This is a genomic window from Sphingomonas zeae, assembly GCF_014197135.1.
GTDB classification, from domain to species: Bacteria; Pseudomonadota; Alphaproteobacteria; order Sphingomonadales; family Sphingomonadaceae; genus Sphingomonas; species Sphingomonas zeae.
Map to the genome: position 1 here is coordinate 512,764 of NZ_JACIFA010000001.1, position 25,968 is coordinate 538,731.

A 25,968-nucleotide genomic window follows, 5' to 3' on the forward strand; every position below is an offset into this window, starting at 1 on the left:
TTAATTCCAAATTTAGCAATTATGAAAAGATGGCCTTCAGTTTGAAGGACTAGAATGGCCGGCAGAGACGTGTTTCCCCAATCGGACACCGTCACCGATGGGCGGTCGAGTTGCCATTGCTGCAGGTTGAAAACCGAATATTGCGTCTGATCGCCAATGGCGTCTCGCTCGAGGAGACGGCCCGTCAGCTATGCCTGGAGATCGAGGCGCTTCTGCCGGACGTGGTCTGTACGCTGATGACGGTGGACCCCGCCGGGCTGCTTCATCCGCTGGCGACACCGAGTTTGCCCGACGCCTATGCGCTTGCGATCGATGGCGTGATGATCGGGCCGGAGGTTGGGTCCTGCGGCACGGCCGCCTATATGCGCAAGACGGTCGGCATCGCCGATATCGCCGCGGATCCCCGATGGGCCAGATACAAGGATCACGCGCTCGTCGCCGGCCTGAAGGCCTGTTGGTCCTACCCGATCATCTCCGAGAGCGGCGATCCGATCGGCGTGCTCGCCCTTTATTTCCGCGAGCACCGCGGTCCGCGCGAGGCGGAGATGGGGGTCATCAGCACGGCCCTGGATCTCTGCGGCATGGCGCTACGGCGCCATGAACGTGTGGTCGACCGGGAGCGACGGGCGAATGTCGATGTTCTGACCGGTCTTCCCAACCGGGCGGCGTTCAACGCTGCGCTGGAGTGCATGCCCTGCGACGAGCCCGGCATCTGGGCCCTGTTCATGATCGATCTGGACAATCTGAAGATCGTGAACGACACCTTCGGGCACCTTGCAGGCGACAGGCTGATTCAGGTCGCTGCGGCTCGCATTGCCCGCGCCGTCGCGCCGGACGTGACGTTCCGGATCGGCGGCGACGAGTTCGCCGTTCTGGTCCAGGCGCCCGCCTTGCTGTCGGACCTCGACGCGGCGGCGCGTCGGATCTTCCGCGGGCTCGAGCTCGCCGCGCCTTGCGAGGGCCATATGGTGGTGCCCCAGGCGACGATTGGCGGCGCAGTGTTCGGTCCCTCGGAGTCGACGGCCGCGGCGGTGAGCGAGGCGGCGGACTTCGCGCTCTATCATGCCAAGGAGACTGGCAGGGGCGGATTTGTGCGGTACTGGCCCGGCATCGGGACGCGGATCACGCACCGCCGCGATGCGATCCGCGATGTGGCCGCGGCGCTTGGTGACGGTCGTATCGAGGCCCACTACCAGCCGATCGTCGGGCTGGACACGGGGGAGATTGTCGGCCTCGAAGCCCTGTGCCGCATGCGAGGGCGGGACGGGACGCTGATTGCGGCGCACGAATTTCATGAGGCAACGGCGGACGCTCACATCGCGGCCGAGCTGACCGAGCATATGGCCGCGATGATCGCCGGCGACATGGTCCGGTGGCGGGACCAGGGCCTGCGGGTCGGGCACGTCGGCTTGAACGTCTCCTCGGCGGACTTCTACACCGGAAGCATTTCGAAGAAGCTCGAACGTGCGTTCGGCCCTGTTGGCGTCCCGCTCGACCAGCTCGTGGTGGAGGTGAGCGAGGACGTCTATATCGGCCGGCGTGACGGCGTCGTGGCGCGCGAGATCGAGCGTCTGCGCGCCACGGGCGTCCGGGTCGCCCTCGATGACTTCGGGACGGGACACGCGTCGCTGACGCATGTGCTGAATGTTCCGGTCGATATCATCAAGATCGACCGCAGCTTCGTCGAGCGGCTCTGGCCGGACGATCCGAGCATCGTCATCGTCGAGGGGCTGATCAAAATCGCCCGCCGGTTGGAGATCATGGTGATCGCCGAGGGGATCGAGACCGAGGTGCAGGCGAGCCAGCTTTGGTCGATGGGCTGCATGCTCGGCCAGGGATTTGCGTTCGCCCGGGCGACAGACCGCGACGCGACCGCCGCATTGCTGCGCCGGCACGCCGCCGGGATTGCGGGCGTCACTCCGCTTTACGCCGGCCGGAAGGGCATGCTTCGCGAGCCGGACGCGGCGGCGCCCGCCCGGCGTCGGACAGCCGCGGGCTGACCAGGCCGGGCGGGCGGCCGGCGCTGCGCAAAACCGGACATTCGGTCAAACGGCTTTCAGGGTTTCAGAACGCAAGCGCGGCCCGGGCCTCGCGCAGGCGGGAAACGCGGAAGCTCCCCGCCGGCAAGGGACGGAGCAGCTCCGCTTCCGGGCAGGTCAGATCGAGCCATGCCATGCGCTGATCTCGTCGGAGCACTGCCATCTGCCGATCGTGATAGGGCTCGACGTCCGCATTCGCGCCGATCGTCAGGATCGCATAAGCGTCCGGCCAGTCGCGCGTTGCCGGACGCCATATGCCGGCGAAATAGAACCATTCGCCGTTCGCGAGTGCGAAGCTGTAGTGCTTGCCGCCGCTGCGATGGCAGAATTCCGACGCCGGCACCAGGCAACGATGGCTCGGGAAGGTCCGGTCCTCGGCGCGCAGGACGGTGAATGGACGGCCGCCGATCTCGCGGGGCTGAAGACCCCACGGCAGCTTCACCATCTCAACATCGCCGCCGCCGCGCCTTATGATCACGCGGCGTTCGTCGAGCGATGCGTCGGAGTCGAAGGCCGTCGCGCTCATAGTCTTCGAACATAACAAGAACGGGGTCGCGAGACAATGGCGATCGGGACGGAGGAGCGATGTGCAATGATTACCGTCTGACGGTGGACGTCGCCTCGATCGTAGAGGACTTCGCCGATCTGAAGATCAAGATCCGCTTCGGCGAAGGCGCGCCGAACATCGCGGCGCGCGACGACATCAAGATCACCGATGTCGGGGCGATCGTCCGCACCATCGAGGGCGTGCGCGGCGAAGGCGACCTCGTGCAACGGCGATGGAGCTGGCCCGGGCAGAACAAGCGCCCGGTGTATAATTTTCGGTCGGAGGGGCGCGCTTTCGGGTCGAACCGCTGCCTCATCGTGGCCGATGGTTTCTACGAGTTCACCGACGCGGCCGAGAAGGGTAAGAAGCGGAAGGACAAGTGGCTCTTCACCAAGCGCGACGAGCCGATCTTCTGCATTGGGGGCATCTGGCGCGAGACGAAGGAGGTTGGTGAGGCCTTCACCATGCTGACGATGGAGCCCGGGCCCGACATCGCGCCCTATCACGACCGGCAGATCGTCATCCTCGAGCGCGATGCCTGGACCGGCTGGCTGAACCCTTCCGTGCCGGCGCAGTCGCTCATCCGCCCGCTGCCGGCGGGGTCGTTGTTGGTCGAACAGGTCGGCTGATGCGGCGCGTGGCGGTCGCAGTGGGCGCCGTGAAGGGCGGTCATCGAAAATCCCGCGTCTTCACCTTGATCGTATCGATGTGGAGATCGGGAATGTAGATATCCCGGGTGCGCAGGCCTTTCGGGGGCAGCTCGCGGGGATCGGGACCGGAGCCGCCGTGCCGAACCTGATCCCCTCGGCCGTGGGACAGCGGAAACGCCATGTCGCGATCGCCCACGCTGGCCAGCTCGCCCGACAGGTCGGTGATGCGCTGGGCGACGAGGTGAACGACCTCGCCCTCCCGCTGCACGCGGCCGCGCACGGCGATCATGCTGGCCGACAGAATGGCGCGCCTGTTCGCCTCGAACACCTTCGTCCACACCACGAGATTGGCGATGCCGGTCTCGTCCTCGAGCGTGATGAACATGACGCCTTTGGCGCTGCCCGGGCGTTGCCGGACGAGGACGATGCCGGCCGCCTCCACCCATCGACCATCGCGCGCGGCCATCGCCTCGGCGCAGGTGACGATGCGGCGGCGCTGGAGATCTTCCCGCAAGAAGCTGAGCGGATGCGTGCGCAGCGTCAGTCCGACATGGCCGTAGTCTTCGACGACTTCGCCGCCCGCCGTCATCGGCCGCAGCGCCACCGCGGGCTCGTCGATCTCGGGGATGGCGCCGGCCTCGCGGGCGGAGGCGGCTGCGAACAGCGGCAAGGGTTCGTCGCGGAGGGCCTTGATCGCCCAAAGGGCCTCCCGACGCGCCAGTCCCAGCGCCGGACGGAACGCATCCGCCTCGGCGAGCTGGACGAGCGCGGCGGACGGCGCGCCGGCGCGGCGCCAGAGATCGTCGATCGATGTGTAGGGCTGATCGGCGCGCGCCGAGACGATTGCGGCGCCGTGGGTGTTCGCGAGACCCTTGACCATCCGCAGGCCGAGACGGACGGCGTAGCGGCTTTCGTCCGAGGTGGGCTCGAGGGTGCAGTCCCAGCGCGAAGCGTTGGCGCAGACCGGCCGAACATCGACGCCGTGCTCGATCGCGTCCCTGACGATCTGGGCGGGTGCGTAGAAGCCCATGGGCTGCGAATTGAGCAAGGCCGCGCAGAAGACATCGGGATGCCAGCATTTGAGCCAGGCGCTGGCATAGGCGATCAGTGCAAAAGAGGCTGCGTGGCTTTCCGGAAATCCGTAACTGCCAAAGCCCTCAAGCTGTTTGAAGGTCTGCTCGGCGAACGCCTGCTCGTAGCCGTTGGCCACCATGCCGGCGATCAGCTTGTCCCGGAAATGCGAGACGCCGCCGGTGAACTTAAAGGTGGCCATCGATTTGCGCAGCATGTCGGCTTCGCCCGGTGTGAAGCCGGCGCATTCAATCGCGACCCGCATCGCCTGCTCCTGAAAGAGCGGCACGCCGAGCGTCTTGCCGAGCACTTTCTCCAGCTCGGGCTTCGGGTAGTGGACGGGCTCAAGGCCCTCCCGGCGGCGAAGATAGGGATGGACCATATCGCCCTGGATCGGACCGGGCCTGACGATCGCGACCTGGACCACGAGATCGTAATAGGTGCGCGGCTTTAGACGTGGCAGCATCGACATTTGCGCCCGGCTCTCGATCTGGAATGTGCCGAGCGTGTCCGCCTTGCGGATCATCGCGTAGGTGCGCGGGTCCTCGGCCGGGATGGAGGCGAGATCGAGATTGACGCCCTTGTGCTCGGCCAGGAGATCCAGCCCCTTCTTCATGCAGGTCAGCATCCCGAGCGCCAGGACGTCGACTTTCATGAACTTCAGGGCGTCGATGTCGTCCTTGTCCCATTCGATGACCTGCCGGTCCTTCATTGCGGCCGGCTCGATCGGCACGAGGTCGTCGAGCCGATCATGGGTCAGGACGAAGCCGCCGGGGTGCTGACTGAGATGCCGCGGCGCGCCCATGAGCTGGCGCGCGAGATCGAGCGTCAGGCGGAGCCTGCGGTCGGCGAGGTTGAGGTTCAGCGCCTCGACGTGGCGCTGTTCGACGCCTTCCTCCGACCAGGCCCAGACCTGCGAGGACAGCGTGCCGATAAGATCTTCGGGGAGGCCGAGCGCCTTGCCGACGTCGCGCAGCGCGCCCTTGGTGCGATAGCGGATGACCGTCGAGCAGAGCGCGGCATGGTCGCGGCCGTAGGTGTCGAACACCCACTGCATGACGATCTCGCGCCGCTCATGCTCGAAATCGACGTCAATGTCGGGCGGCTCGCGCCGCTCCTCGGAGACGAACCGTTCGAACAGCAGGTCGTTACGTCCCGGGTCGATCGAGGTGATGCCCAGGACGTAGCAGACCGCCGAGTTGGCGGCCGAGCCGCGCCCCTGGCAAAGGATATCCTTCGATCGGGCAAAGCGAACGATCGCATTGACCGTCAGGAAGTATGGCGCATAGCCGAGCTTCTCGATCAGCCGCAGCTCGTGCCGCAGCGCGGCGATCACGCTGTCCGGCACGCCTTCAGGATAGCGTTGAGCGGCTCCTTCCCAAGTCAGTTTTGCCAGCGTTTCCTGCGGCGTGAGCGCCGGATCGTCGCGCTCCTCCGGATATTGGTAGGCCAGTTCATCGAGGTTGAAACGGCAACGATCCGCGATCTGCAAGGTCCTGGCGAGCGCTTCGGGATAGCGGGCGAACAGCCGATGCATCTCCTCGGGCGGTTTGATGTACCGATCGGCATGGCGCTCGCGGCGGTCGCCCAGGGCGTCGATGGTGACGTTGTGGCGAATGCAGGTCACGACGTCCTGCAGGACGCGGCGCGCGGGCTCGTGGAAGAGCACATCGTTCGTCACCACGGTCGGCACGCGCATCTGCGTGGCGAGGTTTGACAGCTCGTGGATCCTGAGCTGGTCGTTCGGCCGGCGGCGCAGCGTCAACGCCAGATAGGCGCGGTCGCCGAAGGCGTCGCGCAGGCGGCGCAGGCGCAACGCACATTCTGCATCGGCCTGGTCGGGGACGAGGACGACGATGAGACCCTCGCCATAGGCCATGAGATCCGGCCATTCGAGATGGCACTTGGCCTTGCCAGCGCGCTGTTTGCCGAGCGACAGCAACCGGCACAGGCGCGAATAGGCCGACCGGTCGGTGGGGTAGACGAGCATTGAGGCGCCATCGACAAGGTCGAGGCGGCAGCCGACGATGAGGCGAACGCCCGTCGTCTTCGCGGCCTGATGGGCGCGGACGATCCCGGCCAGCGAGTTCCGATCCACGACCGCGAGCGCTTCGATGCCGGCCAGCGCGGCCTGGGAGAACAGCTCCTCGCAGGACGACGCGCCCCGCAGGAAGCTGAAATGGGAGGTGACCTGAAGCTCGGCGTAGCGGGGCGCGGTCATCCGAACACCCCGTGGAGGAACCAGTGATGGGAGCCGGTGGTGGCGTCCTCGCCGTCGCCCGCCCGATACAGCCAGTAACGCTCGCCGGCTTCGTCCTCGACGCGAAAGTAGTCGCGAACCGCCGCCAGTTCGGCATCGCGCTTCCACCATTCGCCGAACACGCGCTCGGGTCCGTCGGCGCGCTTCACGCGCCGGTGCACACCCCGCCAGGTGAAGGATACCGGCGGGTGATCGGGCAAGAGCGCGACCGTCTCGACCGGCTCCGGCTGGGTCAGGAGGCGCGACGGCCGCGGCCAATGGCCGGGCCAGCTCGTCCCCGTATCGGCCGCCATCGCCGGGATGCGGCAGACCGATCGCTCGGGCACATCGCTCGCAACCGGCGCAAGGCGGTATATCGCGCGCTCGCCGACACGGTTCATGAGCGTGTCGATCAGGTCCGAGACGTCCGGCGCCGCTTCCTCGACGAGTGAACTGACGGCCTGCTTGCGCTCGAGCGGTTCGGCGTCGCTGGCGCGGAGCGTCATCACCTCGATGCCGAAGCCGGGGGAAATGGTCTCGATCTTGTCGCAGAGAAGGCGGGTCAGCCGCCTGACGTCGCGGACCGGCGTGGCCATTCCGACGCGAACCGCCTGAGCCCGATTGTCGACACGGTGGCAGAGGAGATCGAGACGGCGCGCGCCGAGGCCGCGCTCTTCCAGCAGCGCGCAGAGCTGGACGACGAGCTTGCCGATGTAGCGCGCGATAGTCTCGGCCGTGCCGATCGGCTCAGCGAAGGCGCGGCGCACCTGCACGAGTTCGGACGGTCGGACCGGTTCGATCGGCTCCGCCAGATCTCCGAGCGCATGGTCGATGCGGCGGTCGATCTCTGGCCCGAAGCGCAGCGTGAGAGGCGCGCGCGGCTGCGCCAGCAGATCGCCGATGCACTGGAAGCCGAGTGTTCGCAGGCCCTCGACGGTCGATGGGGCGATCCGCAAAGCGGTCAGCGGCAAGGGGTCGAGAATCGACCGGCCGTGGCCCGGTGGCGCAATCCTCGTCGGCCGCGCCGCGTATCGAGCCAGCGCGTGCGCGGCGCCCCAGGTGTCGGCGATCGCCGCGCGGGCGGTGAGCCCGGACATGGCAAGGCGACCGATGAGGCCCTTCAGCATCGCGCCTTCGCCGCCGTGGAGATGATCGGCGCCAGTCGAGTCGATGATGATGCCGTCCGGTGGATCGGGTGCCACGATGGGCGCATAACGCAGGAGCCAGGCGGCGAGCCGGTCGAGCGCCTCGGCGTCCCCGTCCGGATCGGCGTCCTGTACGATGAGGCCCGGCACCAAAACCTGCGCCTTGGTGACGGGCATGCCGGCGCGCAGGCCCGCGCCCTGCGCGGCGGCGTCTGCCGCCAGCACCACCCGCCTGTTCCCATCGCGGCCAATCAGGACGAGCGGCGCCTCAGCCGGATGCGCCGCGTCGCCAGCCTTCCGCCGCAGCCGGTCGGTGGACCAGCTCGGCAGGAAGAGCGAGACGACCCGTGTCATCGCACGCCTCCAATTCGAAATCTGCACTTTCGCCCGCGCGAGCGCGGATCAGCTCGACAAGCGATCGAGGGCGCCCGACGCCCGGGACGGGCAGCGGCGTCGACGGCAGAACGGAGATCCGCCAGCGAGTCATGGCTGCGGTCGGTTGCCCGAAATCGGCCGCCTCCGTCTGACGTCGCCATCGTCGCAATGCAATGGCGATGGCGCCGCCACCTTCAGCGGCGAGTTGCAGGCGGCGGGAGGCGGTCATGGAGAGACGAGCGACCTCTCCGACGACAGCGCCGAGGCCGCCATGTCGCAACCCTTCCTCCATGCAGGCGAGCACGGTCTTGTCGTCGCCCGCTTCGACATAGATCACGCGGTCGGCCGCCAGCCCGGCCTGCGCGATCGCTGGAGCGAACAGATCGGGCCTGGTGATACACCACAGAACCTTACCCTTGGTGCGGGCGGCGACCCCCGCACTGAAAAGCGCAGCGGCGGCTCCGTCGATTGCGCCATTGCCGCCGCCGGCTACTTCATGCAGCGCGCCGAGGGCGAGCCCTTCGCCTGGCAGACGCGAGTCCATCGCGGCAATCCCGAAGGGGAGAACCGATTTGGCGCGCCGGCCGCGGCCTTCGATCTTTTCGATCTGCGCGCGCAAAGACTCTATAGCGGGCTCGGACCGCAAGCTTCCTGTTGACCTCCGGGAATGGGTTCAGCATCATGTTCTCCATTTGTTCTAATCTTTGGTCGAGAGAGTCAAGGCCCGTCGCCATGTCGAGCACCGAATCTCCCCCGCGCTGGAAATGCCCGTCGATGGTCCGGCCGGTTGGGCAGCCGCTGATCAGGGTGGGCTTTACGCCCCATGGGGCGAAAGAATGGTTAGGAAGCTCTGTGGTAGAGAGGAAAAGGTGGCGCTTTTGGACGGATTCCGATAGCGTGCGCGGAGCGAGCGACAGCCACAAGCATCTGAGCAAGCAACAGTATAGCGAGGCCAGACCAAAGAAAGGAGGCGAGTATGTCGACTAAACAAATTCTCGCGCTCCTGAACTCGCATATCGACGGGGACGAAGACCAGCTCCTGTCGATCGCCTTGCAGATCGCCGCTCAGGAAGCTCGCCAGGGTCGTTCGGACGATGCTGAGAAGCTGAAACGGCTTGTCCAGAAGGCGCGTGATCAGCGCCGGACTGGCAAGCCGGCCGGTGGCCAGACCCCGATCCCGCTCGCTCGACCGCGCGGCGAATTGCAGGGTCTCGTCGAGAGCGCCTATCCCAAGGTTGCACTCTCAAGCATGGTGCTCTCCGACGAGATCGCCAAGCGGCTCGGCCGCGTTGTACGCCAGCAGCAGGAGCGCGTGACCCTGCGCGAGCACGGTCAGATACCGGCCACGCACATGCTTCTGGTTGGGCCGCCCGGAACGGGCAAGACGATGACGGCTTCGGCCTTGGCCGGCGAGTTGCGGCTTCCGCTGTTCACGGTACGGCTTGAAGCGCTGTTCAGCCGGTTCTTCGGCGAGACCGCGGGCAAGCTGCGCCTGCTCTTCGATCAGATCGCGCAGACGCGCGGCGTCTATCTGCTCGATGAATTCGATGCGATCGGCGCGCGCCGGGGCGACCCGAACGATGTCGGCGAAATCCGTCGGGTTCTCAATTCCGTGCTGGCCTTCATGGAGGAACCGAATTCGACCGACAGTCTCGTGCTGGCGGCGACCAATCATGTCGAGATTCTGGACGAAGCCCTCGCGCGCCGTTTCGACGAAGTGGTCGAATATACGCTGCCGGATGCGGCGTCTGCGCGGGGCATTCTTGAACGCCGTCTCGGCAAGTTCAAGTTCGCTTCGAAGGTATGGCCCGGCATTGAAAGCGCGCTTGAAGGGCTCAGCCAGGGCGAGCTGGTCCGCGCGGCCGATACCGTCGTGAAGGACGCCATTCTGGAAGGCGCATCGAAGGTGTCGCCCGACGCCTTGCGCGACGCGCTCGAAAATCGACAGACGTTGAAGGGCAAGTTCCGTCGCCAACCCGGCCGTTAGGCAGGCTCCGCCGAACGGATTGAATGGAACGCGAATGAAGAAGTAGGAGCCTATGGCGGAGCCCGATAATTTCGACGCGAGAGACCGTCCGCATATCGCGATCGACGTCTTTCGTGAAACAGCAGCCTACACTTTTCCCTCGCGCAATCAGGAACGCAAACCCCTTCGGGGAGACTATGCGGCGCACGCCACGCAGCTCCTCGACCAGCTCGCTGCGGCGCTGGGGACCGTTCCAGTTGCGGCTGCCGATCCGCGCCTGCCCGTGCAGGGGCTGAAATCCGGCACTGTCGTGGAGGTCACGACGTTGCCGCCGGCGGAAGGCTCGCGGACCAAGGCCGTCAAGGTGCCGGCGACCCTGGAGTTTCCAACGCAGGACGTTGTGATCCTGCGATCGGAGCGTAACGAGGACCGCACCGAAAGCGCCTTGCTGTTCGTGCCCGACGACGCACGCGCCTTCCTGCGGAATCGCATCACTGACTATGGTCGCGATCCCGGTAATCAGCGACGTCCCGATGTCGAGCGGTTCGAGGTCATCGAAGAAGTCAGGGCGGTGGAAGTCGGATCACTGTTCACCGGCGTGGTGGATCTGGCTGCGCCGGACATCCTCTGGTGGGAGTTGTGGGTTCGCCAGCCGGTCGCGCTGGCGGACCGCCTGGCCGCTGCGGCTCGCAACGCGAACATCGATGTGCATGACGATCGCCTGATCTTCCCGGATACGACGGTCGTCTTCCTTCACGCAGCCGCCGCGGCAGTGGCCGCGTTCGCGGCGCGCGTGCCAGGCGCCATCACCGAGATACGCCGGGCAACAGGAACGATCGAGCCATTTCTCGATCGTGGCGACACCGGCTTTGGACAGCATGATTGGGTGGACGAGCTGGCGCAGCGCGTCAGCCCGCCGTCTCCGGACGCTCCAGTGGTCTGCACGCTCGACACGGGTGTCACGGCGGCCCATCCGTTGATTGCGCCCGGCTTGCGTGGGGCTTGGGCTTACGATGCTGATTGGGGCGCGGACGATCACGAGCCGTACGGCGGTCACGGCACACCACTTGCGGGACTCGTCCTTTACGGCGACCTCGAACCATTGATGAACGACGCGCGCCCCGTCGATCTGACGCATGGCGCCGAATCCATGAAGCTGCTGCCGCCTGGTGGATTTCCACCGACCAAACCGCCCAGCTATGGAGTGGTGACGCAAGGCGCTGTCAGCTTAGTGGAGATCGAGCGCCCGGAAGCGGTGCGGAGCTTCTGCATTGCAACGTCTGCCACCGATTTCCCACCCAGCCGGCCTTCGACTTGGAGCGGAGCGATCGACCAGATCTCGGCCGGTGCCATGCCCGGTGAGGCTGACGACGCCGTGCCGGCCGCGGAGCGATCCAAGAGGCTGATCGTCGTTGCGACTGGAAACGTCTCCGGCGGCATGGCGGTAGACGTCCTGCCCTCGCAGCCTCTGGAAGACCCATCACAGAGCTGGAACGCCCTTACCATCGGCGGCTTCACGCGGAAGGAGCAGCCGCCAGCGCCGCCGCCCGTGTTGCAGGCCGCCGTCCCGGCCAATCACCGCAGTCCGTTTAGTCGTGGCTCGCAGTCGCTGCCTGACGACCTGACGCCGATCAAGCCGGAGGTGTTGTTTGAGGCCGGCAACATGATGTCGGACGCGACCGGCTTTTGCGGCTGGGACCCGGCCGTTTCTCTTCTCTCGGCCGGCTCCGATGTCGCGACCGAACCGCTCGTGCCGTTCTGGGCAACGAGCGCGGCCGCTGGAATGGCCGGAAACTTCATCGGCCGCCTGCAAGCGGCTCGGCCGGACCTATGGGCAGAAACGCATCGCGCGCTAACCGTGGATTCGGCCCGTTGGCCCGAACCGATCCGGAAAAGGTTTATCGGCACCGGAGCCCACTGGAAGACCGGGAAAGCGGCCACCAAGGGCAAGAAGCAGGAGATGCTCCGCGAGTTCGGATATGGCGTGCCGGACATTGATCGAGCCATCCTCTCGGCGCGCAACGATGCCACGCTGGTCGCGCAGGCGGAGATCCAGCCCTTCGCGATCGGTGCGGACGGCCGGACCGGCGTGTTCAATGAGATGCATTTCTACGATCTGCCTTGGCCGAAAGCAGCGTTGGAGAAACTCGAAAACGAGATTGTCACGATGAAGGTGACCCTGTCGTACTTCATCGAGCCTAACCTGGCCGGCAAGGCGGCTACCCGACCCGACACATATCGCTCCTTCGGGCTGCGGTTTGACATGAAGAAGCGCACGGAGACGGCGGCCCGGTTTCGCAGCCGTATTTCCGCGAGCCAGGCCAAGGACGGCACCGAAGCCGATGGCGAGGCCAGTTGCTGGCTCTTGGGGCCGAAAGCCATCCAGGCGGGGTCGCTGCATTGCGACCTGTGGCGCGGCAGGGCGATCGAACTGGCGGGTCACGACGCCATCGCGGTCTATCCGGTCGGCGGATGGTGGAAGTCGCACGTCGGCCAAAAGCGTGTGGCTGACAAAGCGCGGTACGCTCTAGTCATTTCAATCTCTGCGCCCGGTCAGGATGTCGATCTCTACAGTGAGATCAATACGCTTGTTGAGAACAAGGAGATCGAGGTGCTACTCGGCTAGCGCGTCAATTCAGAATAAAAACGGGGGGAATGACCGTGCGGATTTCGCGCGTAAAGATAAGCAACTTCGCGAACTTCTCGGAGATCAACCTCGAGACGGGCGAGAACATCGTCATCGTCGGTGAGAACAAAGTCGGCAAAAGCAATTTCATCCGCGCGCTGCAACTGATTCTCGACCCGGGCCTGTCCGAGCGTGATCGCCAGCTCGGCCTGGAGCACTTCTGGGATGGGTTAGGCGAGGACAAGCTCGGGGAAACGGTTGAGATCGCCGTCGAGCTGACCGACTTCACCGACGATCCGCGATTGATGGCGCATCTGAATGACTGCGTGGTCGATCCAGGGCCGCCGATGGTCGCGCGGCTTACCTACCGCTTTCAGCCGAAGGCCAATCTCGATCGGGATCCGGAGAGCCTAGCCGACTATGAGTACATCATCTTTGGCGGTGACGACCCCGAGATGTCCATCGGGCCGTCGCTACGGCGAATGCTGCCGCTCGACGTGCAGGTTGCGCTGCGCGATGCCGAGAAGGATCTGGCGAGCTGGCGCAACTCGCCGCTAAGGCCATTGATTGAGGAGCTTGCAACCTCCCTGGACGCGGATGCTCGCGCGGAAATTCAGGAGCAGGTGAACGAGGCGCAGGCGGAGTTGGAGGGCCATGCCGAAGTGGTCGCCACGGCAGAGCGGATCAGCGAGCGGCTGATCGCCATCGCGGGCGAGCAGCATGCGGTCCCGCTGACGCTCGGTCTTTCGCCGACACGGGTCGACGCCTTGCTGCGCAGCCTGCGCCTGCTGATCGACAATGGAGCCCGCGGCATTGCCGACGCCAGTCTTGGCACGGCCAATCTGATTTTCATGGCGCTGAAGAGTCTCGAGCTCGATCGGCTCGTAACGGACGGTGAACGCGACCACACCTTCTTCGTCGTCGAAGAGCCGGAGGCGCACCTGCATCCGCACGTTCAGCGCCTTGTCTATCGCTACTTCCTCGGCACGGGCGCAGACGGAGAGGAGGATACGCCGCCGCTGACGACGATCCTCACGACGCATTCACCTCACATCGCCAGCGTCACGCCGATCCGCTCGATCGTCTTGCTCCGCCATGACGCGGAGACGAATGCGACGATCGCCGTCTCGACGGCCACTGCGCCGTTTACCGAGCGCGATGAGGCGGACCTTCAGCGCTACATTGATGTGAGCCGCGGCGAGATCTTCTTCGCCCGCGGTGTCATCCTGGTCGAGGGCGACGCGGAGCGGTTCCTGGTGCCGGCCTTTGCCGACGCGCTAGATATCCCGCTCGACATGCTCGGCATCACGGTCTGTTCGGTCAGCGGCACGAATTTCACGCCCTACGTGAAGCTGCTAGGCCCGCACGGCCTGAACATTCCGCACGTGATCCTGACGGACCGCGACCCCAATGGCGCCAGCCATCCGCGGGTTCGGCGTCGCCTGATCAGTGTGCTGCAATTGCGGGAAGAAGGCGTCAGCTACAGGCGTCTCGACGCGGACGCTGTAATCGCCCGCGCCGAGCCGTTCGGTTACTTCGTCAACAGCAACACGCTGGAACCGGAGCTGTTTACCGGCGGCCTTGCCGAGGGCATGCAGGAGGTGATCGAAGAAGAATTGAGCATCGGCGACGGCACCCGCGAGGAGCTGCAAGGGTGGGTGGATGACCCCGATACGCTCGACGAGGATGCGCTGATTGCGCTCATCGAACGGGTCGGCAAGGGTCGTTTTGCCCAGGCGCTCGCCCGCCACGTCGACGTGGATACATGTCCGGACTACATCCGGCAGGCGCTGGAGCACATCCGCGATGCCGTTGCGTAGCGTCAGTGCTGCCTATCTCGCCCAAGCGGCCGATCTTGCTGGCAACCCGGGCCAGCAGGCGGCCTATGACTCGACCGGCAACTGTGTCGTGCTGGCCGGTCCTGGCAGCGGCAAGACCAAGACGCTGGTGCTCAAGCTGGCAAGGATCATGGCCGAGGACGTGCGCGCGCCGCGTGGTGCGGCGTGCATTACCTATAGTCAGGAATGCGCTCGCGAGCTGACCCGCCGGCTCGAGCGATTAGGCCTGCGTGAGGCCTCCAATCTCTTCATCGGCACCGTTCACGGTTTCTGCTTGCGGCATCTCCTCATGCCGTATGGCCGGCTTGCCGATTTGCCGGTGCCTTTCCCGCTTACCGTCGCCACGACTCGGCAGAGCGACCAGGCAATGAAGCGCGTGGGCGACAGGCTGTTCGGTGTCGGTCATCCGAACAAGACAATGGACCTTGGAAGGCACAGGCGATCGGTTCTCGACCGAACCTCGATTTTTTGGACCAGCGAGGCAGAGCTCGCCGCGTGGGCGGAAGGATACGAGGCCGAGCTGCGGAGGACGGGTCTTATCGACTTCGATGACCTTGTCGTTTTCGGGCAGCGGCTCGTCTCGGAGCACGATTGGGTGCTCCCGCTGCTGCAGGCGAAGTTCCCCGTCCTCGCCGTTGACGAATATCAGGACCTCGGTGTGGCCTTGCATCGCATCGTGAAGCGCGTGGCCTTTGACGGCGGCGTTCGGCTGTTTGCAGTGGGCGATCCCGACCAGTCGATCTACGGCTTCACCGGCGCCGATGGAGCGCTCCTGCAGGACCTTGCGGAGCGGGACGACGTCGAGCGGGTGCAGCTCCGGCTCAACTATCGTTCGGCGGCCCGGATCGTCAGCGCCTCCGAGATGGCGCTAGGCGAAGCGCGCGGCTATCGGTCCAACGACCCGGACCGGCAGGCCGTCATCGAGTTCACGCAGTGCGCTGACGGTCTCGAAGGGCAGGCCGCCCATGCAATCGAAGAGATCATCCCCGCGGCGCTTGCGGGAAAGCCAGGGCGAGCGCTCGGCGATATCGCCATCCTCTATCGCGACTACCGGGCTGGCGACGTGGTGGCGGAAGCGGTGGCCGCCGCGGGCCTCGACTTCGTTCGTGTCGACACCGCCGCTCCTTACCGGAAGGTCGCGCTCACGAGTTGGATCGAAGATTGCGCCGCATGGTGCGCGGGCGGCTGGCGCGAGGCCCGGCCGCAGTTGCGCGGGCTGCTAGATCGTTGGTTGGGATTTCATCGCGCGCGCATCCCCGAAGCCGAGGCGCGCGATGAAGCGCAACGTCTAACCCAGCTTCTCTGGTCGCTTCGCGTCGAGGAGGGGATCGCTCGGGATTTTGTGGCGGCGCTACGAGCCGGGATGCTTGACGCACTTATGGCTGGCGAGCCCAGCCTCGCCGACCAGGGCGAGCAGGTGAATCGGATGACGGCAGCTCTGGCTGTTGGAGGCGCGCTTGCCGACCTCGATTTGGCAAGTCTCGGTGGGCGGGACGGCTCTCCATTGCACCTGAATCTCCTGACGCTTCACTCCGCGAAGGGGTGCGAATATGACGTCGTGATTATGGTCGGTCTCGACCTTGGCAGTCTGCCGTGGCGCAATGAATTGCCCGCTGCTCGCCGCGAGAGCCGCCGGCTCTTCTACGTCGGTCTCACGCGCGCTCGCGACGAGATCCATATGCTTTATTCAGGCTACGTCGATACGGCCCGCGGGAGGATGCGTTGGGGGCGCTCTCCATTCCTCGACGAGCTCGAAGCGCGCATGGAGGAGGCGGAGGACGAGTAACCTATGATGTCATTTCGTGAAGCTCAGGCGATCGAGGACCTCGCAGACCTCCTCTACGATTTCCTTCCCGGGAGCGGAAACAACAGGACCGCATTTCCGCTTGCCGCCGCACAGGCTGGCGTCGGCGATCTATGGGTCCCGGGCAGCAAGCGACCTGCCATGGTTCAACTCCTGACCGCGACGCTGGAACAGCGCAGGTCGTGCTTTACGAAATTGATCGTGGCGATCGTTCGCCAAGCGATGACCTACCGGCGGGGGAAGGGAAATCCGCTCAGTCGTGAAGAGATTGATCGACTCAACAGCCTTCTTCCCGGGGTGCAATTCAAGATCCCTGAGCTGCTCGATCCGAGCTTCCTAAGCAGCTTCGGCTCGCCAAAGGCCGCAGAGCGAGCGCCGCAGGCGTCGTCGACGCTGGGCGCGGAGAAGGAGCAGGAGCTCGCTGCGCTCCTCATCGAGATCACCAAGCTCGATCCCCAGGCGCGTGGTCTGCGTTTCGAGGGCTTTCTGAACGAGCTGTTCGCCGGGTTCGGGCTGGCGCCGCGCGGCTCTTTTCGGCTCGTCGGCGAGCAGATCGACGGGAGCTTCAAGCTGCACGGTCAGACCTACCTGGTTGAAGCAAAATGGCATGGGCCTCAGATCGGCTTTGCCGACCTGATGACCTTTTCGGGCAAGGTCGGTGGAAAGGCATCTTGGTCGCGCGGGCTGTTCGTCAGCAATTCCGGCTTCACGGCCGAGGGGCTGGAGGCGTTCTCGCGCGGACGCCAGACCAACCTCATATGCGCTGACGGGCTCGACCTCTATGAGGTGCTCTCGCGCAAGGTTTCACTCATCACCGTTTTGGAAGCCAAGGAGCGGCGTGCGGCCGAGACGAACCGGGCGTTCGTCGCTGTGCGGGACCTGAATCTTGGGGGATGATCGAGCCGCCATGACGGTATAACCACAGACGAGCCGTCGCTCGCACTTCGTAGCGTAGCGTACAGACGGTGGAGCTGGTCTGAGGGTCGTTCGGTGAGGCTTCTAAACCGTGTCCGGCGATAGATGGTGGAAGGTGGGTTTCGCAAGGACGGCCGAAAAAGCCAGTGATTTCAGCAGCGCGAGTTTTTGACGGGTTGGCTGACGGTATGGCGAGTCATGAAAAATATTTTGTGCTGCAATTTCAGGGCGTTATGCGGGTAGGAAATAATCGAGTGGGAATGACGGATACACACGGCGGCAATAGCGCAGGTTCGGCGGTGGTTCTCGCCTTCGCTTGATTGCTGATTTCGTGCGCCTTTCGCTCCCATTATGCTGACTTCTCCATCTGCCCCGCAGAACCGATCTGGGGTAAGCATTCGGTAGCGGCCGTTCCGCGCTTGGTCGCCTTGGCGCGAAATCGGCGGCCTGAACACGTCCTCATTGTCGCCACGATTTTCAATCATTCAGTACCGCCATGACGACGATCAGGCGGGCAAAATTCCCCACCGACAGCGCGGCGGTGCTGAGCATCTGGGGAGAGTTCATAGCCAACTCTCCCGTCAATCTCGATTATCAGAATAATGACCTCGAATTTGCGAACTTCACCGAGAAGTACGCTGCCCCCAAAGGGTGCGTCCTGCTTGCGGAAAAGGACGGGGCAATCGTGGGGTGCGTTGCCATGCGGCAAGTCTCGCTTGTCATATGCGAGATGAAGCGGTTGTATGTTCGTCCGGACGCACGCGGCAAACACCTTGGCCATGCGCTATCGAAGCGGCTGATTGCTGAGGCTCGCGCTTCCGGCTATCGCGAAATGCGACTGGATGTGCAGGCGAAGTCCCTTCCCGCTCGCAAGCTGTATGCGGACCTTGGCTTCGTTCCGGCTGAGCCCGTCTCATTCAACCCGGTCCCCGGAGCTTCGTTTCTGGGCCTCCACCTCTGATCGACGAGTTCGCAGTCCTCTACATCAGCGATCGTCGGCGCGTGGCGGCTATTGCGACTGAGGGGCGGCGAAGCAGACGGACCGGAAGCCACCCCGTCACGGTCAGTCCGCTTTCACGGGCAGGCAGGGAGAAAGCCGCCATCCTCGAAAAGAATCCGAATGGAAAAGTTACCTAAGCGCCACTTTCCTGATCTCAGGCGTTCGCCAGCGTCCTCGAAACCGCAGCACCGATAGAAGGATGGGGGTCCGCCGACCCTCTCCGCATCGATAGATCCAAAGCTTACGAAGCCTAAGCGAGTTGCACCATCGATACCAAGCCCGCAGTTTCCGCAAGGCCTTTTCGAAATGCATCCATTATCGGCACCCGATCGGTGCCGTGATTGGCGGACAGGTGGTAGGAGGCTCCAACAAAAAGTTGGCAGTGGATGTCCGAAGTCGTCTCCAGCCCAAGGGGAAGCGAGACGACGTCGAGATTCTTCAAATGCTCGAGCGAACGCCTGACGACCAGGCGGTGGGCTTGGAACAAATCAGCCAACCCTTTCGGAGGAGTTGGCATCTGGCTCAGCTCTGCTGCGAACTGCAACGATAACCGGAATCGGCGCGACCGAAAAGTACCCGGGACAAGCTCGTCATGGCCAATATCGGTATATTCGGCCCAACTCTCCGGACACCGCTGTTCGAGTGCAAGGCGATTGTCTATCTCGCATGCGGCGATGACGACCGCTTCGCGCGTGGGAAAATACGAATAGAGCGCGCCGTTCGAGACATTCGCGGCGCGGCAAATGTCCCGAAGAGACGTCTCATGATACCCTTTTTCGATCAGCACATCGAGCGCCGCCCGGGCGATCATCTCGCGCTGACCCGTCATATAGTCGGCTGCACGTTTGGGCATGAGGCGGCCCTAGCCGACGGCGGTCAGAAAGTCATCACACTTAGCACTTGCCAACGACAAAAAGCGGTCGCACGCTCTGTTTGTTGGAAACGGGGTGGAATCATGCAGATGCGACTACGGCGGATTGGACAAATTTCCTTCATTGCGATGGCGTGCGCGGCATCGGCGATGCCGGTGCAGGCACAGGACACGGCGTCGGCGAGCGGCGATGCCCAGCCAGGTGATATCATAGTTACAGCGCAGAAGCGTGAGCAGGCGCTCATCGACGTGCCGCTATCCATTACCGCGATCACGGGTGAGACCCTTGCGCGTCGTGGCGCATCGGCGGTCGAGGACGTCCAATATTCCGTCCCCGGCATTTCCATCACTCAGTTCGCTCCAGGGCAGCAGCGCGTGCAGATTCGCGGCATCTCCACCCTGAACGGACTGCCGACGGTGGGCGTCTATCTGGACGAGACCCCGTTGAATCTCGAGCTTAACCAGAGCGGGCAGGATGTCCGGCTGCTCGATATCAAGCGGGTCGAGGTGCTGCGTGGGCCGCAGGGCACGCTTTACGGCCAAGGCGCCGTCGGCGGCACGATCCGGTACATCACCAACGACGTGAACCTGCGCGAGGTCGAAGGTTCCGCCGGTGGCGAAGTCGCCGCAATCGCCGGTGGCGGTACCGATTGGAAGAGCGAAGGCATGGTCAACGTGCCTCTCGTCACCGAACGCTTGGGGTTGCGCGTCGCTGGATCATACCAGAATTTTGGTGGCTGGATCGACAATCCGGTGATCGACGATCGGCGTATCAACTCGGGACATGCGCTGACGCTGCGCGGAAAACTCACCGCTCAAGTGTCCGACCCGTTCAAGGTCACCTTGATGGTGCAGCATCAGAACCTCAAACTGGGGGCGCAGAACCTGAGCGATGAAAATCAGCAGGTGTTCGATGCGATACCCACGCCGCAGACATCCAAGGTCACGCTGATCAACGGTCTTGGCACCTATGACTTCGGGCCGGTCACCTTGCTGAGTTCCACCAGCTTCCTGGATCGCAGGGATTTGCTGACGTCGGATCTGACAGCAACCCTCGCGCCTCTCCTGCCGCTTCTGGGTATTTCCGCGCCGGTGCAATCGATCAGCCTGCCCAACAGAACGAGTAACCGCATCTTCGCGCAAGAGGTGCGTCTATCTTCGAACAGCGATGGCCCGTTGAACTGGACCGTCGGCGGGTTCTACCGCAATTCACGCACCCACCTGGCGTTCGAATCTGTGGTGAATCCAGACGTGTTGCCCGCTGGCTTTCAGCTTCTGGCGAGCGATGGAACCAATCCCAGCAACTCGAAGTCTTGGGCGATCTTCGGCGAAGCCAGCTATCGTCTGACCAGTACGCTTACGGCGCTGGTCGGTCTTCGCCAGTTCGAAGATCATCGTCGGCAAGATGTGGTCAGCAATTCGTTCGGAGCGCCTGCGGTCGATCATGCCCGCGGCACTTACAAGGCGACCAGCCCGCGCTTCAACCTCGCCTGGCAACCCACCGATAACGTCAACCTCTACGGCAATGTGGGTCGCGGATTCCGCAGTGGCGGCTTCAACGTGACCTCGCTTGCCGGAGGGGCGTTCGTGCCTTCGCGGTATTCGCCAGACTCGTTGTGGTCCTACGAACTCGGGGGCAAGTTCCAGTCGGCCGATCGCCGCATCGTGCTCGAACTGGCGGGTTATCGGAATGTCTGGAACGACGTTCAGAGCACCAGCAACGTACCCGGATTCCCCACATCCTTCACCAGCAACAGCGGCAAGGTCACGGGCTGGGGTGCCGATGGCAGCGTATCGTACACACCGGTAAGCGGTTTGACCTTCTCCGTCACCGGGAGTTGGAACAACATGGAATACCGCAGCAACACGGCCGACCACCTCGTCGGCGACCGGGTCGACTATGTTCCGCGCTTCACGGGTTCGGCCTCGGCCGAATACAACTTCGACGTGGGCAGCATGCCAAGCTTTGCGCGGGTGGATTTCCAGCATGCCGACAAGTTCCAGGTCTTCCTGCGAAACTTCCAGACGGCGCCTGTGCGTTCCGACGAGCAGAATATCCTGAATGCGCGCATCGGTACGTCGACCAAGGTGTGGAACGCATCGGTATTCGTTAAGAATATCCTGAACCGCGACAGTGTCCTTTACCCGGCCTATGCGTCGCTGATCTATCCCGCGCGGCTGGAGCCACGCACGGTCGGCATAGCCTTCAACGTGGCGTACTGAGGTCTGGGAATCGTCATGATCGATTGGAGACAGAGGGCGCAATTTGCGCAGGACGCGCTGTTGGCAACCGACTGCGTACATAACGGTGCGGTCTTCCCGACCTGGATCGACGATCATCATTTCTGGTATGAACGACGGGGCGAAGACGGACCTGAATACGCTGTCTTTAACGCTCGCGCGGGGGAGCGTCTGCTTACGCTCTCCCGCGCGAGCATCGCTGGTGCGCTTGCCTCGATCCTGGACGCGCCAGTCGCTGGTGACGTGCTGATCGTCAGGGATTTGCGCTTCGAACTGGACGGCGGCATCGCGCACTTCTCCGCGTTCGGGCAGGCCTTCAGCTTTGCCTATAGGCAAGGGGTCCTGACCAAGGTGGACAAACCCACGGCCAATGCGAACTGGCTCGTATCTCCGCAAGGCGGGTCGGCCCTGCTGCTCGACGGCGACAACCTCAAATTGCGCGATCTGGAAAGCGGCGAGGAGCGACTGCTGACGACGGACGGGACATCACAATACCCATATGCGTCGCCAGCAGCGGCCATGCGCCGCATTTCGCAGGCTCACGGCATGAATGTGCCTCAGGCACAATGGTCGCCTGACGGCAAATGGGTGATGACGCTCCAAACCGATGAGCGCCATGTCCCCGAGCTTGCCTTAGCGGAATATGCACCGGTGAGCGGCGTGAGGCCCGTCATTCACGCGAATCTTACCAGTCTTCCGGAGGACCCAAAGGTCACGGAGTTTCGCATGCTCGTCATCGAGGTGGAGACCGGCCGTCAAGTCGAAGCGCGGTATCCGCGGCTCAGCGCGGTGCGCATGAACACGACGCCTTTTGCGGCGGGTCTCACCTGGTGGAGCGCCAATAGTCAGACGGCGTACTTCGTCGATGTCGAACGCGGCGAAAGGAAGGCGCATGTCGTCGCCTTCGACGTAATGACAGGCGCGACGAGGATAGTCTTCACCGAAGAATCCCCAACGTATGTCGAACTGAGCGTAAACGTATATACCAAGGCATTGATCACTCCACTGCCGGAAACCAATGAGCTGATCTGGTATTCTGAGCGTACGGGCCGCGGGCACCTTTATCTTTACGATCTGACAACGGGATCGCTCCGCCGGGCAATTACCGAGGGCGATTGGCAAGTGCGCGATGTGCTGCGCGTCGATGCTGATCGTCGCGAAGTTGTGTTCCTCGCCGCCGGCATCGTTCCTGAAGAGAATCCGTATGTCGTGAAGCCGTGCACGGCATCGCTCGATGGTGGCATGCGCATCCTGTCCGACCTTCCCGGCGAACATACGGTTTGGCGCCCCGGCGACATGACAACCATGATCAAGGCGCTGGAAGGATGCGACGCGGAAAAGATATCGGGCATATCACCGAACGGCGATTACCTGATCGAAACCGTCAGTACGGTCGAAAAGTTGCCCGTAACCTACTTGCGCAACCAAGACGGCGAGGAGATCGTCGTGCTGGAACGTGCATCTGCAGAACTGCCTGTCGGGTGGCAGACACCCGAGGCGCTGGAGTTCCTGGCTGCAGACGGATCCACTCGAACTTACGGACTGCTGTTCAAGCCTTTCGGCTACGAGTCCGGCCGCAAGTACCCGCTGATCGACCTGATCTATGGTGGGCCGCAGGTGAACTACGTGCCGCACGGCAGTTTCGCTGACGGCGGAATTACCGCTAGCGCTTATGCAGATGCCGAACATCTTTCCGCGCTCGGCGCATATGTGCTCATTCTAGATGGGCGGGGCACCGCCAACCGGGAGCAGGCCTTCCGCACCGCGTCCCACGGCGCGGCGCATACAGCGTCTAACCTGGAAGATCACATCGTCGCGATCCGCCAATTGGCGGAGCGTACCGGGGAAATCGACTTGGAGCGCGTCGGCATTACCGGGTTTTCGGGTGGCGGCTACATGACGGCGCATGCTGCGCTGCGCTTTGGTCACTTCTTCAAGGTCGCCGTGGCGGGGGGCGGAAATTATGACCAGGCGCTCTTCTGGCACAGCTGGGGAGAGCGTTATCACGGGGCCTACGAAGCGGACCTCTACGCGCAACAAGCGGCAAAGACCTATGCCGATGGCTTGAAGGGCAAGCTGCTCCTGGTCCACGGCATGATGGACAACGGATGTCATCCGGCCGGGCTTTTCCAACTCGTGCAAAAGCTTGTCGAAGCGGATAAGGACGTGGACCTCGTTCTGCTCCCGCGCGGTGGGCATGACTGGACGGGATACGGCATGCGCCGGCGCTGGCAATACTTCGCCACGCACCTCATGAACGACCCGCCGCCCGCGATGAAATCGTTCGAGAGGCCGTTCGACAAGCTGATGGCCAGGATCGCGGCCAATCGGGCCATCTCCGACGGGGCCGGCGCATGACAGCGCAAGCAGCGGTGGCGACACAGCCTGCCACAACGGCTGAACAATCCGGCGACTATGTGCTCAAGGGTGGCTGGTACACCTTGTGGGTCATGCTGGCGGCAACACTCTTCGGGTTCGTCGACCGTCAGGTGCTGACGCTCGCAGCGACCCCGCTGTCGCTTAGCTTGGGGCTGAAGGACGCTGAACTGGGCATGGTCCAAGGACTGGCCTTCGCGATCTTTACCGTTCTGGCCGTATATCCGCTGGCCTGGGCTGCGGACCGCTTCGATCGACGGCTCGTCCTGGGCTGTTGCATCGCGACCTGGAGCATCGGAACCACGGCGTGTGGCTTTGCCCGGAATTTCGAGGAGTTGTTTGGGGCGGCTGTTCTGATAGCCGCAGGCGAGGCCGGTCTGGCGCCTATCATGACGTCATTCGTCCCCGAATTGTTCAAGGGCCGCAAACGGATCCTGGCGAACAGCCTGATCTATATCTTCGCTTACGCGGGTGTTTCGGCCGGTCTGGCACTGGGCGGCAGCGCCATCGGCTTCCTGGATGCCAGGCACGCCAGTCTCCCGGCTTGGCTGCAGCACTATGAATCCTGGCGGTTGGCCTTCTTTCTCGTAGCGCTTCCTGCGCCGATCCTGATCGTCCTACTCGCGTTTACGGCCATTGGGCGTAAACGCTCAGCAGTGCGATCTGCTGCCGCGCAAGGCTCTCCCAACACGTTCTGGCAATTCTTGGCGGCCCACAAAGCTGCCACGATGTCCCTCTTCGCCGGGCTAGGCTTGTACATGCTGGCTTTTGGCGGTTACCTGGTGTGGCTTCCTGTAGCGGCGACACGTCTGTTTGGCACCACACCCGCCCAGAACGGGGTGGCCATGGGCATGGCCGTGGCGGTTGGGACTCTCGGCGGGGTGGCAAGCGCGACCTTCGTCATGCGGCGCATGATCGATCGGCTCGGCTCGATGGCGACTGTTCGCTTCTTCCGCTACGCCATGACCGCCACGATACCCGTGCTGGCGATCTTTCCGTTCGTGACCGCCGCTTGGCAAGCCTTCACGCTGCTGGGTGCGATGATGCTGTGCGGCACGGCGATCGGCTGCGCCGTGCCAACGCTCCTCCAGGACATGGCGCCGGGGCCGTTGCGGGCGAGAATGGCGGCCATATGGGGCATTGTCAGCGGGCTGCTGGGCGGCAGCGCGCCAACTCTGGTGGGCTGGGTCTCGACTTACCTGGGCACCGAGCCGCGAATGCTCACGTTCGCGATCACATTGGTCGCCGTTCCGTGCTGGATCGGCGCCATCGTCTGCTTCTGGATCTCCGAACGTCCTTTCGTCGGGCTGCTCCAGCATGTGTCACAAGAGGAACTGGCATCGTAATGTCCAAGCCTGCAACGATGCCTCTCCTTCGCATCATTACCGATCTGGGCGATATCGTAATCGAGCTGCGGCCCGACCGCGCCCCCCGCACTGTCACCGCTTTCCTCTCCGAAGTGGAAAAAGCGGGTTTCGACGGCGGCTCTTTCGGCCGGATTGTTCGGGCCGACAATGACAGGGGCGAGCCGCCCATCGAGGTGATCCAGGCCGGGGCACAGGCGGCTGTCGAGCAGCGCATCGATGTCGCCTTTGAAACGACCGATGAGAGTGGCCTGCGTCACCAGGATGGGGTGATATCCCTGCCCCGCGCAGATGAGCCGCTGGCCACCGCGCAAGGTTTCTTCATCTGCATCGGCGATCAACCGGCCCTCGACGCGCGTGGTGGCAGGTCTGCCGATGCAAGCGGCTTTGCAGCATTCGGACGGGTGGTTGAGGGAATGGAAGTCGTCAAGGCGATCCATCGCATACCGACCATGGAGCAAGCTCCAACCGCTTTCGTGCGCGGTCAGATGGCCAGCGAGCCCGTCGCAATCCATCGCATCGTCGTCGAAAGTGAGTCTGATCATCTCTCGGTTTGATGGACACCGATGATAGGCTCTGCAGAGCCGCACCGGCACCTGCTGAGACAATGCCCTTCCACACTTTGAAGGTCGAACTCGTCCATCAATGCCGATGGGTGAGGCGGGCTGAAGCCAGGCAGGCGCTGTTCGGATATCTCGAGGGCTACTATAATCGACACCGCAGGCACTCGGCTATGGAGATCTACCCCGCATGTCCGCCAAAACGGGGGATGATCAGGCCGCGCCGGGGTCGCTACCCGAGAGCATAAGGCTGCCCGCGATGCGCAGATGGGCGCTCGATGACACCGGCAGGAACTCGGTGATACCCTGCAATAGCCCCAAAAACAGGGCCTCCAACCAAA

At 63.7% G+C, this 25,968-nt stretch carries 20 protein-coding genes; 13 read left to right on the forward strand and 7 right to left on the reverse strand.

What is annotated here, in order from left to right:
* The first annotated feature begins 140 nt into the window (after positions 1 to 140).
* Positions 141 to 2,000: a bifunctional diguanylate cyclase/phosphodiesterase gene (locus GGR45_RS02505; RefSeq protein ID WP_021223369.1), complete on the forward strand. Its 1,860-nt coding sequence runs from the start codon at positions 141 to 143 to the stop codon at positions 1,998 to 2,000.
* A gap of 64 nt (positions 2,001 to 2,064) precedes the next feature.
* Here the strand turns inward: GGR45_RS02505 and GGR45_RS02510 are convergent, their stop codons facing one another.
* Entirely contained in the window at positions 2,065 to 2,565 is a 501-nt protein-coding gene (locus GGR45_RS02510; RefSeq protein ID WP_013039029.1) for an SOS response-associated peptidase family protein, read from the reverse strand.
* 59 nt (positions 2,566 to 2,624) lie between these two features.
* Here GGR45_RS02510 and GGR45_RS02515 point away from each other — a divergent pair, with 59 nt between their 5' ends.
* Positions 2,625 to 3,215: an SOS response-associated peptidase gene (locus GGR45_RS02515; protein WP_013039028.1), complete on the forward strand. Its 591-nt coding sequence runs from the start codon at positions 2,625 to 2,627 to the stop codon at positions 3,213 to 3,215.
* Positions 3,216 to 3,255: 40 nt separating this feature from the next.
* Here GGR45_RS02515 and GGR45_RS02520 read toward each other — a convergent pair whose 3' ends face one another.
* The 3 genes from GGR45_RS02520 to GGR45_RS02530 are packed head-to-tail and all read right to left on the reverse strand — an operon-like array spanning position 3,256 to position 8,685.
* Positions 3,256 to 6,528 (reverse strand): error-prone DNA polymerase, encoded by a 3,273-nt coding sequence (locus GGR45_RS02520; RefSeq protein WP_013039027.1) that lies wholly within the window; start codon positions 6,526 to 6,528, stop codon positions 3,256 to 3,258.
* Entirely contained in the window at positions 6,525 to 8,045 is a 1,521-nt protein-coding gene (locus tag GGR45_RS02525) for a DUF6504 family protein (RefSeq protein ID WP_013039026.1), read from the reverse strand. Before GGR45_RS02525 ends, GGR45_RS02520 begins: the two co-directional genes overlap by 4 nt.
* The gene (locus tag GGR45_RS02530; protein WP_013039025.1) at positions 7,960 to 8,685 is read right to left on the reverse strand and encodes an ImuA family protein; all 726 of its coding nucleotides are present in this window, start codon (positions 8,683 to 8,685) and stop codon (positions 7,960 to 7,962) included. The genes GGR45_RS02525 and GGR45_RS02530 overlap by 86 nt, the downstream gene beginning before the upstream one ends.
* A 357-nt stretch (positions 8,686 to 9,042) precedes the next feature.
* Between GGR45_RS02530 and GGR45_RS02535 the strand changes: the two genes are divergently transcribed.
* The 5 genes from GGR45_RS02535 to GGR45_RS02555 are packed head-to-tail and all read left to right on the forward strand — an operon-like array spanning position 9,043 to position 17,197.
* Entirely contained in the window at positions 9,043 to 10,053 is a 1,011-nt protein-coding gene (locus GGR45_RS02535) for an AAA family ATPase (RefSeq protein WP_013039023.1), read from the forward strand.
* Positions 10,054 to 10,105: 52 nt separating this feature from the next.
* Positions 10,106 to 12,658, forward strand: coding sequence for a S8 family peptidase (locus GGR45_RS02540; RefSeq protein WP_013039022.1), 2,553 nt, complete (start codon positions 10,106 to 10,108; stop codon positions 12,656 to 12,658).
* 29 nt (positions 12,659 to 12,687) lie between these two features.
* The gene (locus GGR45_RS02545; protein WP_013039021.1) at positions 12,688 to 14,478 is read left to right on the forward strand and encodes an ATP-dependent nuclease; all 1,791 of its coding nucleotides are present in this window, start codon (positions 12,688 to 12,690) and stop codon (positions 14,476 to 14,478) included.
* Positions 14,465 to 16,282: an ATP-dependent helicase gene (locus GGR45_RS02550; RefSeq protein WP_013039020.1), complete on the forward strand. Its 1,818-nt coding sequence runs from the start codon at positions 14,465 to 14,467 to the stop codon at positions 16,280 to 16,282. Before GGR45_RS02545 ends, GGR45_RS02550 begins: the two co-directional genes overlap by 14 nt.
* A gap of 3 nt (positions 16,283 to 16,285) precedes the next feature.
* Entirely contained in the window at positions 16,286 to 17,197 is a 912-nt protein-coding gene (locus GGR45_RS02555; RefSeq protein WP_021223368.1) for a restriction endonuclease, read from the forward strand.
* A gap of 170 nt (positions 17,198 to 17,367) precedes the next feature.
* Here GGR45_RS02555 and GGR45_RS02560 read toward each other — a convergent pair whose 3' ends face one another.
* Positions 17,368 to 17,700 (reverse strand): hypothetical protein, encoded by a 333-nt coding sequence (locus GGR45_RS02560; RefSeq protein WP_175313944.1) that lies wholly within the window; start codon positions 17,698 to 17,700, stop codon positions 17,368 to 17,370.
* A gap of 11 nt (positions 17,701 to 17,711) precedes the next feature.
* Between GGR45_RS02560 and GGR45_RS02565 the strand changes: the two genes are divergently transcribed.
* Positions 17,712 to 18,176, forward strand: a complete 465-nt coding sequence (locus GGR45_RS02565; protein WP_175313946.1) for a GNAT family N-acetyltransferase — start codon at positions 17,712 to 17,714, stop codon at positions 18,174 to 18,176.
* Between the two features lie 289 nt (positions 18,177 to 18,465).
* Here GGR45_RS02565 and GGR45_RS02570 read toward each other — a convergent pair whose 3' ends face one another.
* Entirely contained in the window at positions 18,466 to 19,068 is a 603-nt protein-coding gene (locus GGR45_RS02570) for a TetR/AcrR family transcriptional regulator (protein WP_175313948.1), read from the reverse strand.
* 102 nt (positions 19,069 to 19,170) lie between these two features.
* On the opposite strand from GGR45_RS02570, the gene GGR45_RS02575 reads away from it, so the two are divergent.
* Genes GGR45_RS02575 through GGR45_RS02595 form a run of 5 tightly spaced genes read left to right on the forward strand, consistent with a single transcriptional unit; the run spans position 19,171 to position 25,875 of the window.
* Entirely contained in the window at positions 19,171 to 21,309 is a 2,139-nt protein-coding gene (locus GGR45_RS02575) for a TonB-dependent receptor (protein ID WP_175313950.1), read from the forward strand.
* A 15-nt stretch (positions 21,310 to 21,324) separates the two neighbouring features.
* The gene (locus GGR45_RS02580) at positions 21,325 to 23,685 is read left to right on the forward strand and encodes a S9 family peptidase (protein ID WP_175313952.1); all 2,361 of its coding nucleotides are present in this window, start codon (positions 21,325 to 21,327) and stop codon (positions 23,683 to 23,685) included.
* On the forward strand, positions 23,682 to 25,049 hold the full coding sequence (locus GGR45_RS02585) for an MFS transporter (protein ID WP_175313954.1): 1,368 nt from the start codon (positions 23,682 to 23,684) through the stop codon (positions 25,047 to 25,049). Before GGR45_RS02580 ends, GGR45_RS02585 begins: the two co-directional genes overlap by 4 nt.
* Entirely contained in the window at positions 25,049 to 25,624 is a 576-nt protein-coding gene (locus GGR45_RS02590) for a peptidylprolyl isomerase (protein WP_175313956.1), read from the forward strand. Before GGR45_RS02585 ends, GGR45_RS02590 begins: the two co-directional genes overlap by 1 nt.
* Positions 25,625 to 25,674: 50 nt before the next feature.
* Positions 25,675 to 25,875, forward strand: coding sequence for an IS3 family transposase (locus GGR45_RS02595; RefSeq protein WP_415640688.1), 201 nt, complete (start codon positions 25,675 to 25,677; stop codon positions 25,873 to 25,875).
* On the opposite strand, the gene GGR45_RS19790 is transcribed toward GGR45_RS02595, so the two are convergent.
* The gene (locus tag GGR45_RS19790; RefSeq protein ID WP_281394107.1) at positions 25,841 to 25,963 is read right to left on the reverse strand and encodes an undecaprenyl-diphosphate phosphatase; all 123 of its coding nucleotides are present in this window, start codon (positions 25,961 to 25,963) and stop codon (positions 25,841 to 25,843) included. The two genes, GGR45_RS02595 and GGR45_RS19790, sit on opposite strands and share 35 nt — an antisense overlap.
* Positions 25,964 to 25,968 lie beyond the last annotated feature (5 nt).

Bases quoted from the DNA above. Each gene is read 5' to 3' on its own strand.
- GGR45_RS02510 (WP_013039029.1), bottom strand. From the start codon at position 2,565: ATGAGCGCGACGGCCTTCGACTCCGACGCATCGCTCGACGAACGCCGC.
- GGR45_RS02515 (WP_013039028.1), top strand. From the start codon at position 2,625: ATGTGCAATGATTACCGTCTGACGGTGGACGTCGCCTCGATCGTAGAG.
- GGR45_RS02520 (WP_013039027.1), bottom strand. From the start codon at position 6,528: ATGACCGCGCCCCGCTACGCCGAGCTTCAGGTCACCTCCCATTTCAGC.
- GGR45_RS02525 (WP_013039026.1), bottom strand. From the start codon at position 8,045: ATGACACGGGTCGTCTCGCTCTTCCTGCCGAGCTGGTCCACCGACCGG.
- GGR45_RS02535 (WP_013039023.1), top strand. From the start codon at position 9,043: ATGTCGACTAAACAAATTCTCGCGCTCCTGAACTCGCATATCGACGGG.
- GGR45_RS02540 (WP_013039022.1), top strand. From the start codon at position 10,106: ATGGCGGAGCCCGATAATTTCGACGCGAGAGACCGTCCGCATATCGCG.
- GGR45_RS02545 (WP_013039021.1), top strand. From the start codon at position 12,688: ATGACCGTGCGGATTTCGCGCGTAAAGATAAGCAACTTCGCGAACTTC.
- GGR45_RS02550 (WP_013039020.1), top strand. From the start codon at position 14,465: ATGCCGTTGCGTAGCGTCAGTGCTGCCTATCTCGCCCAAGCGGCCGAT.
- GGR45_RS02555 (WP_021223368.1), top strand. From the start codon at position 16,286: ATGATGTCATTTCGTGAAGCTCAGGCGATCGAGGACCTCGCAGACCTC.
- GGR45_RS02560 (WP_175313944.1), bottom strand. From the start codon at position 17,700: ATGATTGAAAATCGTGGCGACAATGAGGACGTGTTCAGGCCGCCGATT.
- GGR45_RS02565 (WP_175313946.1), top strand. From the start codon at position 17,712: ATGACGACGATCAGGCGGGCAAAATTCCCCACCGACAGCGCGGCGGTG.
- GGR45_RS02570 (WP_175313948.1), bottom strand. From the start codon at position 19,068: ATGCCCAAACGTGCAGCCGACTATATGACGGGTCAGCGCGAGATGATC.
- GGR45_RS02575 (WP_175313950.1), top strand. From the start codon at position 19,171: ATGCAGATGCGACTACGGCGGATTGGACAAATTTCCTTCATTGCGATG.
- GGR45_RS02580 (WP_175313952.1), top strand. From the start codon at position 21,325: ATGATCGATTGGAGACAGAGGGCGCAATTTGCGCAGGACGCGCTGTTG.
- GGR45_RS02585 (WP_175313954.1), top strand. From the start codon at position 23,682: ATGACAGCGCAAGCAGCGGTGGCGACACAGCCTGCCACAACGGCTGAA.
- GGR45_RS02590 (WP_175313956.1), top strand. From the start codon at position 25,049: ATGTCCAAGCCTGCAACGATGCCTCTCCTTCGCATCATTACCGATCTG.
- GGR45_RS02595 (WP_415640688.1), top strand. From the start codon at position 25,675: ATGCCCTTCCACACTTTGAAGGTCGAACTCGTCCATCAATGCCGATGG.